At 68.0% G+C, this 10,308-nt stretch carries 11 protein-coding genes; 4 read left to right on the top strand and 7 right to left on the bottom strand.

The features are described from left to right. Nucleotides 1-203 precede the first annotated feature (203 nt). The gene (locus ACI3KU_RS14330; RefSeq protein WP_404922982.1) at nt 204-881 is read right to left on the bottom strand and encodes a hypothetical protein; all 678 of its coding nucleotides are present in this window, start codon (nt 879-881) and stop codon (nt 204-206) included. Between the two features lie 73 nt (nt 882-954). Here ACI3KU_RS14330 and ACI3KU_RS14325 point away from each other — a divergent pair, with 73 nt between their 5' ends. The 4 genes from ACI3KU_RS14325 to ACI3KU_RS14310 all read left to right on the top strand — a co-directional run bounded on the left by ACI3KU_RS14325 (nt 955) and on the right by ACI3KU_RS14310 (nt 3,838). After that, entirely contained in the window at nt 955-1,212 is a 258-nt protein-coding gene (locus tag ACI3KU_RS14325; RefSeq protein ID WP_404922981.1) for a hypothetical protein, read from the top strand. Between the two features lie 391 nt (nt 1,213-1,603). Further along, nucleotides 1,604-1,984, top strand: coding sequence for a YrdB family protein (locus ACI3KU_RS14320; RefSeq protein ID WP_404922980.1), 381 nt, complete (start codon nt 1,604-1,606; stop codon nt 1,982-1,984). A gap of 52 nt (nt 1,985-2,036) precedes the next feature. After that, the gene (locus tag ACI3KU_RS14315; protein ID WP_404922979.1) at nt 2,037-3,443 is read left to right on the top strand and encodes an FAD-binding oxidoreductase; all 1,407 of its coding nucleotides are present in this window, start codon (nt 2,037-2,039) and stop codon (nt 3,441-3,443) included. Beyond that, entirely contained in the window at nt 3,440-3,838 is a 399-nt protein-coding gene (locus ACI3KU_RS14310; protein WP_404922978.1) for an NUDIX domain-containing protein, read from the top strand. The genes ACI3KU_RS14315 and ACI3KU_RS14310 overlap by 4 nt, the downstream gene beginning before the upstream one ends. Nucleotides 3,839-3,933: 95 nt before the next feature. Here ACI3KU_RS14310 and nagB read toward each other — a convergent pair whose 3' ends face one another. From nagB to ACI3KU_RS14280, 6 genes are all read right to left on the bottom strand, one after another. Then, the gene (gene nagB / locus ACI3KU_RS14305) at nt 3,934-4,716 is read right to left on the bottom strand and encodes a glucosamine-6-phosphate deaminase (protein WP_404922977.1); all 783 of its coding nucleotides are present in this window, start codon (nt 4,714-4,716) and stop codon (nt 3,934-3,936) included. Beyond that, nucleotides 4,709-5,647, bottom strand: a complete 939-nt coding sequence (locus ACI3KU_RS14300; RefSeq protein WP_404922976.1) for an ROK family protein — start codon at nt 5,645-5,647, stop codon at nt 4,709-4,711. Before ACI3KU_RS14300 ends, nagB begins: the two co-directional genes overlap by 8 nt. Before the next feature lie 97 nt (nt 5,648-5,744). After that, on the bottom strand, nt 5,745-6,632 hold the full coding sequence (locus ACI3KU_RS14295; protein ID WP_404922985.1) for a carbohydrate ABC transporter permease: 888 nt from the start codon (nt 6,630-6,632) through the stop codon (nt 5,745-5,747). A gap of 71 nt (nt 6,633-6,703) precedes the next feature. Beyond that, nucleotides 6,704-7,666 carry a carbohydrate ABC transporter permease gene (locus ACI3KU_RS14290; RefSeq protein ID WP_404922975.1) on the bottom strand — a complete coding sequence of 321 codons (963 nt, stop codon included), beginning with the start codon at nt 7,664-7,666 and terminating at the stop codon, nt 6,704-6,706. A 68-nt stretch (nt 7,667-7,734) separates the two neighbouring features. Continuing rightward, nucleotides 7,735-9,015: an extracellular solute-binding protein gene (locus ACI3KU_RS14285; RefSeq protein ID WP_404922974.1), complete on the bottom strand. Its 1,281-nt coding sequence runs from the start codon at nt 9,013-9,015 to the stop codon at nt 7,735-7,737. Nucleotides 9,016-9,072: 57 nt separating this feature from the next. After that, nucleotides 9,073-10,257 carry an ROK family protein gene (locus ACI3KU_RS14280; protein WP_404922973.1) on the bottom strand — a complete coding sequence of 395 codons (1,185 nt, stop codon included), beginning with the start codon at nt 10,255-10,257 and terminating at the stop codon, nt 9,073-9,075. Between the last annotated feature and the right edge of the window lie 51 nt (nt 10,258-10,308).

Here is a 10,308-nt window from a genome sequence, read left to right as displayed (position 1 = left end):
GGCGGAGCGGGCGGTGGCAGTGGCTCCGGCGGCGGAGCTGGCGCGGGTGGTGCCGGTGCCGCTGGCGGTGCCTCCTCCGCGACGGGGATCGCGACCATCGTCGGAATCGCCGCGGCCGGTGTCCTCATCGCGGGTGCCGCTGTCGCCGGCACGGTGTTGTCATCGCAGCCCCCGGCAACGCAGCAGGAGGCAGCCGGCAGCAGTCAGGACGGTGGCGGACTCGACGTGAGCGTGGACGATTCGTCCGCATCTCCGGTTCTCGCGGTGACGTCCTCCCCGACCCCGAGTGATCTGCCCACGCTGCCGGTGAGCCCGTCGGCGACTCCCACGCCGACGCCGACATCGGTCGCGTCCCCGGTCCCGGTTCCGTCCGTGCCTGCTATCCCCGAGCCCACGGTTGATCCCGCGCCCTCGGCCACCACCGAACCTCCCGCGACCACGGAGCCGACGAAGACGCCGGAGCCAACGAAGCCGCCCGAGCCGACGAAGACGCCCGAGCCAACGAGGACGCCGGAACCAACCACGACACCGGAACCGACGAAGACGCCGGAGCCAACCGCTACGGCGACGGCCTCTCCGACTCCGACCTTGTCGCCGTCCCCGACGCCCACGCCGACGGCAACGCCGACCCCCACGGCAACGCCGACACCGACGGCAACGCCGACACCGACGGCAACGCCCACGCCGACACCGACTCCCACGGCCACGCGCACACCGACACCGACTCCCACGGCCACGCCCACACCGACTCCCACGGCAACGCCCACACCGACACCGACACGAACGCCAACGCCCACACTCACTCCGGAGCCGACGCCGACGCCGACTCCGACTCCGACTGTCGAGCCTTCGCCGACTCCAACGGCGACGCCTGAGCCCACCCCAACCTCAACTCCTGCAGATCTGCAGGCGCTCCGGGCGACGCATACCGAGCTCGGCGACGGCAACGTCCTCGTGAGCGTGTTCTTCGAGGCGAATTTTACGAGCGAGATCTACCCGGTGGTCGACGGAGAGCGGGTCGAAGCACCAATCCGGTGGCTCGAAGGCTGCAGCACCGGGGAGCTGTCATGGGTGTGGTGTGTCGGAGTATCGGTAACCCTGCCGGTAGACGAGATGGACGACACCGCGATCAGTTTCGTTGAACTGGAGAACGGCGAGATCGTTGGTCACAGCGACACTCACACGGCCCGTGGCTGGGGCGAGCTCGGCTGACCGGACGACGTCAGCGCACACAGCCCCGCCGGTCGGCGCTCGCTAACACAAGTGCAACGGCGGGATTAGGCGCTCCTCTTCAGAGCGCGCTGTCTCGTGGGCGCCGTGCTGAGCGCCGGTCGTCTCACGAGCGTGGACTCAGGAACCGCGAAGCGGGGTGAGTGGCGCCGCAAACCACACCCAGCGAGCGTCACCGAGACCCTTCGTCTCCCTGGCGCTCGCTCAGGGACCACGGGGGACATCGTCACGTCCTTGGCACACCCCACCCAATGGCGTGCGAGGCACAGCACAACGCGACCCCCGCCGGGTGCTGAGCGAGCGTAACGAGACGAAGTGCGCTCAGGAACCGGATCGGGGAACCCACCGGCACGGGGCTCGTAGAATAGAACTCATGTCCAACTCCCCGCAGTCCGCACCTGAGCTCGCGCCCGGGATGCGCGCGCCGCTCACCCCGCTGGATCTGATCCGCGTTGTCGTCATCATCGCAACGCTCGCGACCTTCGTGCTGTGGGGCGCGCTGATGTGGACATTCCCGTGGAACCTCGTGGTCGCGATCGCGGCACCGGTGGTCGCGCTCCTCGTCTGGGCGCTGTTCATCTCGCCGCGCGCTGTCATCCGCGTTCACCCGTTCGTGCGGGTGCTGATCGAGCTGCTCATCTTCGCGGCCGGCACCCTCGCGTGGTGGGACATGGGGCAGTCAGTCATCGGCATCGCCTACGCCCTTGTGGCCGTGGCCTCCGGCGTGGTGGCCGGGCGTCGCGCGCTCGCCTGACAGCACATGACCCGGCGACCGAGCGCGGACTCGCGTCGACGGAGCGTGACGCATGAGCGCAGTGAATGACGTCGTCCTGCTGCTGCAGGAGGCACTGGGCACGGCCGTGGATCTGAGCCCGGCATCACGGGAGGCTGCGCGCGCGGACCGCTCCGGTCATCGCGCCGCGGCTGCACCCCTGGCGGTCGTGCATGCGCGCTCGGTGACCGATGTCCAGGCGGTGATGCGCATCGCCACCGAGACCCGCACGCCGGTCGTCATCCGTGGCGCGGGAACCGGACTCGCCGGGGCCGGGCTTGCGGGCGCGGGGAGTATCTGCCTGTCGCTCACCGAGATGAACCGCATCGTCGAGATCCGTCCCGCCGACCAGCTCGCCGTCGTCGAGCCGGGAATCATCAATGCGGACCTCAACGCCGCGCTCGCCGAGCACGGGCTGTGGTGGGCACCGGACCCGGCGAGCCGGGAGATCTCAACAGTAGGCGGCAACATCGCCACCGGTGCGGGGGGACTGCTGTGCGCCAAGTACGGCGTGGTGCGCGATGCCGTCCTCGGTGTGGACGTGGTGCTGTCGGACGGCGAACTCGTGCGTTTCGGTCATCGTACGGTGAAAGGCGTCACCGGCTACGACCTGACCGCACTGATGGTCGGCTCGGAGGGCACCCTCGGCGTGGTCGTGGGCGCCACTCTCAAGCTCCGCCCCCTCGTCTCGGGCGAGACGTGTACGGTCGCGGCCGTGTTCACGGATCTGCGGTCCGCAGCGGCCGCGACGTCCGCCGTGACCGCGGCGGGCATCCAACCCGCGATCCTCGAGCTCATGGATGCGCACAGCGTCCGTGCCGTGCATGACCTGCTCGCGCTCCCGCAGCCGCCCGCAGGCACCGTGCACGTCACCGCCCAGACCGACGGCCCCTCCGCCGTCATCGAGGCCGACGCGATCGCGGCCATCCTCGGCGCACACGGTGCCATCGTCGAGGTCACCGCCGATCCGATGCGCGGCGCTGAACTGCTGCGAATCCGACGCAGCATGCATCCGGCGATGGCGGCACTCGGCACCACGCTGATCGAAGACGTCTCCGTCCCGAGATCCCGTTTGGCCGACATGTTCGACGAGATCGCGCGGATCGAGCGGGAGTACGATCTCCTGATCCCCGTCGTCGCCCACGCCGGCGACGGGAACCTGCATCCCAACTTCATCTTCGACGGCCCCGACGTGCCCGCCCGAGTCTGGGACGCCGCCAGCGATCTGTTCCGCAGCGCGCTGCGGTTGGGCGGCACACTGACCGGTGAGCACGGCGTCGGAATCCTCAAGGCGCGCTGGCTGCGCGAAGAGCTGGGCGATCGCCAGTGGCGACTCCAGCGCGAGATCAAGCGCGTGTTCGATCCACTCGGGATCCTCGCCCCCGGAGCGGTGTTCGACGACCCAGCACCCGATCGCGCGACACCCAAAGGAGAGAGATGACCCCCGAGATCCTGGTGAGCGCCGTGCTCATCACTGATGCGGACGGACGCGCTCTCGTGGTGCGCAAGCACGGCACGGTCACGTTCATGCAGCCCGGCGGCAAGCCGGAGCCCGGTGAGAGCGCCGGCGACGCCGCGGTGCGCGAGCTGAACGAGGAGCTGGGGATCGAGATCACCGTCGACCAGCTGCGACCGCTGGGCCGTCATCGCGCCGCTGCCGCCAATGAGCCGGGTCACACCGTCGTCGCCGACTCCTTCGCTCTCACGATCGATCCCGCGGGCGTGTCCCCGCGTGCGGAGATCGCCGAGGCGATCTGGATCACCCGCGACACGGATGTGCCGCTGGCACCGCTGTCCACCGAGGTGCTCCTCCCCCTCGCGTGGCCCCACGCCTGAGACCCCCTCACCGAGACACCCAAGCACGGCCGAGAAACCCCGCGTTGCAGGGTTTCTCGGCCGTGCTTGGGTGTTTCGCGGCTAGCGGCGACGGATCACAGACCCTGCCACGCCGGCTTGTTGGCGTAGGCGTAGCGGTAGTAGGCCGCGTGCTCCAGGCGGGACGCGGCGGCCTCGTCGACCACAACGGTGACGTGCGGGTGCAGCTGGATCGCCGATCCGGGGCACGCGGAGGAGACGGGACCCTCGATCGCACCGGCGATCGCCTCGGCCTTGCCCTCGCCGAAGGCGAGCAGCACGAGGTGCTTCGCGCGCTGGATCGTGCCGAGCCCCTGCGTGATGCAGTGCATCGGAACTTGCGAGATGTCGCCGTCGAAGAATCGGGCGTTGTCGATGCGCGTCTGCTCGGTCAGCGTCTTCACGCGCGTGCTCGATGCGAACGACGAACCGGGCTCGTTGAAGCCGATGTGACCGGTGGTGCCGATCCCGAGGATCTGCAGGTCCACACCGCCGGCCGCGGCGATCGCGGCCTCGTAGTCGGCACCCGCGTGCTCGATGCCATCCAGCGCGCCATTGGGTGTGCGAATCAGCTCCGGGTTCAGTCCCAGCGGCTCCACCACCTCGCGCGTGATGACGCTGCGGTAGCTCTCCGGGTGCGCCGGGTCGATGCCCACGTACTCGTCGAGCGCGAACCCACGCACCTGCGACAGGTCGACGCCGGCAGCAGCCGTCTTCAGCGCCTCGTACACCGGAAGCGGGGTGGATCCGGTCGCGAGGCCCAGCACGTAGCCGGGCTTCGCGGCGATCTGCCGCACGATCTCGGCGGCGACCAGGGTCCCCGCAGCTTCCTTGTCAGCGACGATCACGACTTCAGCCATGCGTGAGCGCTCCTTCTCTCATGTCGTCGGCGCCGATGAGCGCCGCACCCAGGGCCGCCGCCGGGGATCCGACGGGCAGCAGTTCCATCCTGGCACCCAGCTCGAGCGAGCGCAGGAACGGAGACGTTTCGCCCTCGACACGCAGCCGTTCGCGAATCGAGTCCAGGAGTCGGTCGCCCAGCGCCGACAGCCCTCCCCCGATCACGACGGTCTCCACGTCGACAGACAGCATCAGGGACCGGACAGCAGCCGCGGCACCGAAGGCGGCACCATCTCGCAGCACGATCGCGCGCGGATCGCCGGCGTCCGCAGCGTCGAAGAGATCGCGCACCGGATACGCGGCCGGCACACCCCAGCGTTCGGCGAGCGCCGCGCCTCCGACGTAGGCCTCGACGCAGCCGACCTGTCCGCAGCGACACAGTGGCCCCTGCGGATCCACGCTCAGGTGTCCCACCTCACCTGCACCACCGCGAGCGCCACCGAGGAGTTCGCCATCGAGGATGATCCCCGCTGCCACCCCGGTGCCGAGGTTCAGATACGCCATCGAGCCGGTGCCGCCGCGGAGGGCGTATGCACCTACCGCGGCGGCCTTCACATCGTTGTCGGCACGCACTCGTGCCGGCAGCACCGTGCGAAGTGCCGCACCCAGATCCAGCTCCTCGACACCCAGGTTCACCGAGTGTCGCACGATCGTCGTGCCCGGCTCGATCATCCCCGGAATGCCGATGCCCACCGACGTGATCGCGTCGAGCCCGGTCCCGAGCTGCGCCGTCAGCTGCGACAGCGCCTGCGTGATCGAGGCGACGACGCCCGCCTCTCCCGGCGTGGTGGCCAACCGCTCCCGACCGATGACCGTGGCATTGTCCACCCGGTCATCGCCGAGGGCGACCGCCTCGATCTTGGTCCCACCGACGTCAAGTCCGACTCTCACGATCGCGTCATCCCTTCACCTGCTCCTGACACGTCATTGCTGACTTCCGTCACTTCGTCACCGCTCCCCGTGAGCGCACCGGCGCCCCGAGGAGCCGTCATCCCTTCACTGCTCCCGAGACCATGCCGTTGGCCATGCGCCCCTGCACGAGCAGGAAGAAGATGGCGACCGGCAGCGCGATCAGCGTCGACGACGCCATCACCGCACCCCAGTTGGTCGCCTCGGTGGCGGACTGGAACGAGTTGAGCCACGGCGGCAGCGTGAGGCTGTAGCCCTCGAGGAACAGCATCGCCATCGTGAACTCGTTCCACGACTGGATGAAGGCGAAGATGCCGGTGGACACCAGTCCAGGTGCCAGCAGCGGGAAGGTGATCTTCCAGAACGCCTGCGTGCGGGTGCAGCCATCGATCATGGCCGCCTCCTCCAGGTCGGCGGGGACACCGGCCACGAAGCCGCGCAGCGTCCAGATCGTGAACGGCACCACGGCGGCGACGTTGACGATCGACAGACCCAGCAGGTTCTTCAGGTGAGCGTCGTCCATCATCGCGTAGATGGTGAACATCATCGCCTCACCCGGGATCATCTGCACGATGAGCACCGTGACGATGAACCCCCAGCGTCCCTTGAAGTGGAATCGCGAGAGCGCGATGGAGGCGAGGAACGCGATCAGCAGCGTCACGATCACGACCGGAATCGTCACCGTGAGGGAGGACAGCAGCGCGTGCGGGAAGTCGGTCTGACCGGCAGCCGCAGGCTTGGACCACGCCGCGATGTAGTTGCGAAGAGTGGCGTCCAGGGGGATCCAGCTCGGCGTGCGGCTCACGATCTGGTTGGACGGCGTCAACGACATGTTGACCATCCAGTAGACCGGGAACACGCTGAATAGGAACACCACGATCGCGACGATGTTCAGCACCACACGGGTGCTGCGTCGGCGCGGCAGGTTCGCGTTCTGGTTCTCCTTCGCGGCCGTGACCGGCTTGATCCGACGACGCGGCGACGGTGTCGTGACCGAGACACGGGTGTCGGTCTGCTCGGGGGCGAGGGTGGTGGCGCTCACTTCTCCTCCTCCTTCAGGGTGCTGCGGATGTAGCCGAACGAGATCGCCATGAGGATGATGACCATCAGCACGCCGATGGCTCCCGTCATGCCGAAGTCATCCGCTCCGAGGCGGAACATGTAGGTGCCGAGAACGTTCGTCTCGCTCGGGGTGCCGCCGCGTCCCTGCAGGGCGAACACCTGCGTGAAGATGCGGAGGTTCCAGATGACCTGGAGGATGAAGACCACCATCATCACGGACCGCAGGTACGGGAAGACCACCAGGCGGAAGCGGTTGAGTCCGCTCGCACCGTCGAGGGCGGCCGCCTCCAGCACCTCACCGGGCACCTGGCCGAGGGCCGCATACACCGTGAAGGCGACGAACGGGATACCCATCCACACCACGATGAACGTCAGCACGGTGAAGAAGGAGAACGGGTTCATCAGCCACGAGTGGTTGGTGAACGCGGTGGATCCGGTGATCGCGTTCAGTGCCGCGTTGATGACGCCGTACTGGGTGTCGAAGATCCAGCTGAACACCACGGTGGATGACAGCGGAGGCATCGCCCACGCCAGCAGCAGACCGACGGCGACGAGTGTGCGGAAGCCGCGCGAGAGTCGCGTCATCAGCACGGCGATGAGAGTGCCCATCACCATGATGAGCCCGGTCATCACGGCCATCAGCAGGAGGCTCCGCACCAGCACGATCGGGAAATCGCTGGCGGTGAGCACCTTGATGTAGTTGTCGAGCCCGACGAAATTCGCCGGGGTGTCCAGCATCTTGTTCTTGATGCTGAAGTCGGTGAACGAGTTCGTCACCATGGTCACACCCGGGTAGCCGACCATCACTCCGAGGAGGACGATCGCGGGTGCCAGCAGTGCCCAGGCGTTGCGGGCCTCGCGGCGCTTGCGCGCACGGGTGCGAGGGTCAAGCACAGGGGCGGAGCGGCGCCCGGGGCGCTTCGCTGTGGTCTCAGCCACGCTCATGCGAATAAGTCCCTTCCAGACAGAAAGGGCCCCGGGTGTGTGGTCCCAGGGCCCCTTCCGGCTTACTTGTTGAGGATCGCTTCGATGTCCTTGTCGAGCTTCTCCGCAACAGTCTTGACGTCCTCACCCTTGGCGATCTTCACGAGCGCGTCGGGGATGACGAGGGACTTCTCCACCTCGGCCCAGTTGGGCGAGGCGGGAACGGCACGCGAGGCGGCGGTCGCCTTGGCGGCCTCCTGCGTGATCTGATCCTCGGGCAGGAACTCAGCCTGCGAGGTCAGTGCGGGGATCAGACCGTTGCCGGCCATGATCTTCTGGTAGCCGTCCGACAGCAGGATGGCGAGGGCCTTCTTGGCCTGCTCCTGTGCGTCCGACTTGGTGGCCACGGCCAGCGAGGAACCACCGGCGAACACCGGAGCGGCCTCGCCCGCCTTCATGCCGGGAAGGGCGAAGGCCTGCAGGTCCTTGCCGTAGGTGTCCGGGCAGCCCGGGTTGTCGCTGTCGGCGGCAGCCTTGATCGACCACTGCACCCACGACGGAGCCGAGAGGAAACCGGTCTCGCCGGCGCAGAAGCCGACCTGCGGGCCGGTCTCGTCCGCATCCGCCGGAGCGACGTTGGCGTTCTTGTAGACGTCCTGCAGCATCGTGAGGCCCGCGACCGACTTGTCGCTGGCGAACTGTGCATCCCAGGTGTCGCCGTCCTGCACGGCGATCTCGCCACCATTGGCCCAGACATACGCGAGGGCGTTGTACCAGTCCTTACCCGGTGCCCAGATGCCCGAGCGGGTGTCGGTCTTCATCGCCTTACCGGCGGCGACGTAGTCGGTGAGGGTGGCGGGAACGGTGCCGGGGTAGATCTCCGGCGAGTAGAACACGATACGCGAGCCGGCGTAGTACGGCACCGCGTAGGTGCTGCCATCGGCCGAGCCGAGGTCCACGAACGACTTCAGCAGCTTGTCGCCGCCGAGAGCGGGAACCTGGTCGGTGATGTCGAGGAACATGCCCTTGTCGATGAAGCCCTGGGCCTGGGTGTTGCCGACCTCGACCACGTCGGGAGCATCGTTCGAGCTGAGCGCCGCGATGTAGGCCTCGTTCGTGTCCGCCCACGTCTTCTCGACGATGGTGAGCTTCCAGCCCTCGTTCTCCTTCTCGAAGGTGTCCTTCAGGTAGGTGCGGGCCTCATCAGGGGTGTCGCTGCCGACGAGCCAGACGGTGAGTTCGCCGCCCTTCGCTGCGTCGCCGGTACCGGCGGAGCTGCCAGCGTCGGCAGCTCCGCCGGCGCAACCGGCCAGGACGAGTGCGGCAGCGCCGGTGAGGGCGACCGCTCCGATCTTGCGGTTCATCTGTATTCCTTACTTGGTGGTGGGGTGTGGCGGATCGCTCCGCCGAGGGTGTCCGAACTAAGACACCCCGAGACGCGAGGAAAGGACCATGACAGCCGTGCCGCGCAGCACGATGTCGGATCCTTGCTCGGTCATCCGCAACACGACGTTGTCGTGGAACAACGCCATCGTCCTGTTACGGAGTGTGCTCGCGGCCTCATCGCTGAGGGGCCCATCGAGCAGGTCTGTGGGGCCGGAGAGAACGATCTCCGACAGGTCGAGTGCGCCGACGATCGGAGCGAGGGCGATACCCAGCCGCTCCCCCGCGTCACGCAGCACGGATTCCGGATCGTCGGATTCGGCCATCCGACGGCGCAGTGACGGCGCCGCGAGCCAGGCTTCGAGGCAGCCGATCTTCCCGCACGCGCACGGGGGTCCGCCGTCGGTGCCGACGGTGACGTGGCCGATCTCACCCGCGGCGAAGTGGCTGCCACGCAGCGGCTCACCGCCGGCGAGGAGGCCGGAACCCACACCGAGGCCGACCTTCACGAGGAGTGTGTCCGCGGTGGCGTGGCCGAACGTGTGCTCGGCGAGGACGGCGGCGTTCGCGTCGTTCAACACGACGACCGGCAGACCGAGTTCGCTCTCCAGGATCTGCTGCAGCGCGAGGTCGGTCCAGCCGTAGTTCGGAGCGGAGCGGACCACCCCGGCCTGGTCGACGATACCGGGGGTGCCGACGCCGATGCCGAGCACAGGAGCGGTGGCCGCCTCGACGAGTTCGCGGGCGAGACCGATCACCGCGGCCAGCGCCGTGGCGCCGTCGCCGTGGGCAGGTGCAGGGATCTCGCGGCGCTCGAGGATCTGGCCGTCGAGAGTGATCACGGCGCCGGCGAGGGGCGTGGGTCCGGACAGGTCCAGCCCGATGATCTGGTGAGCGCCACGGGCGAGGTCGATGAGCATCGCGGGCTTGCCGGGTCCGACCGCTTCGCGAACGCCCTTCTCCTCAACGAACCCGTCAATGATGAGCTCTCCGACCAGGTCGGAGATCGTCACCCGGGTGAGGCCGGTGCTGCGTGAGACGTCGGCGCGGCTCATGGCACCGTCGTGGAACAGGGTCTGCAGCACGAGCGCGCGGTTGTGCCCGCGGGCGTGCTCCGGGAGAACCTTGCCGGTGGCACGCAGCGAGCCTCCACCGAGGCGGGGTGCCCGGGTGGGTGTGGTCTTCTCCTGAGAAGTGCGACCCTGCGCTTCCGATGCAGTCATGATGTTTGTTAGTACACCTTACGAACATTCATCCGCGCAACCCTGTCCCGA

Source organism: Microbacterium sp. ZW T5_56 (assembly GCF_044987425.1).
Taxonomy (GTDB): domain Bacteria; phylum Actinomycetota; class Actinomycetes; order Actinomycetales; family Microbacteriaceae; genus Microbacterium.
Note: the sequence above shows the minus strand (reverse complement) of the source record. Positions and strands in the feature narration are given on the sequence as shown.

Coding starts and splice junctions, on each gene's coding strand:
- ACI3KU_RS14320 (WP_404922980.1), top strand. CDS start 1,604: ATGTCCAACTCCCCGCAGTCCGCACCTGAGCTCGCGCCCGGGATGCGC.
- ACI3KU_RS14315 (WP_404922979.1), top strand. CDS start 2,037: ATGAGCGCAGTGAATGACGTCGTCCTGCTGCTGCAGGAGGCACTGGGC.
- ACI3KU_RS14310 (WP_404922978.1), top strand. CDS start 3,440: ATGACCCCCGAGATCCTGGTGAGCGCCGTGCTCATCACTGATGCGGAC.
- nagB (WP_404922977.1), bottom strand. CDS start 4,716: ATGGCTGAAGTCGTGATCGTCGCTGACAAGGAAGCTGCGGGGACCCTG.
- ACI3KU_RS14285 (WP_404922974.1), bottom strand. CDS start 9,015: ATGAACCGCAAGATCGGAGCGGTCGCCCTCACCGGCGCTGCCGCACTC.
- ACI3KU_RS14280 (WP_404922973.1), bottom strand. CDS start 10,257: ATGACTGCATCGGAAGCGCAGGGTCGCACTTCTCAGGAGAAGACCACA.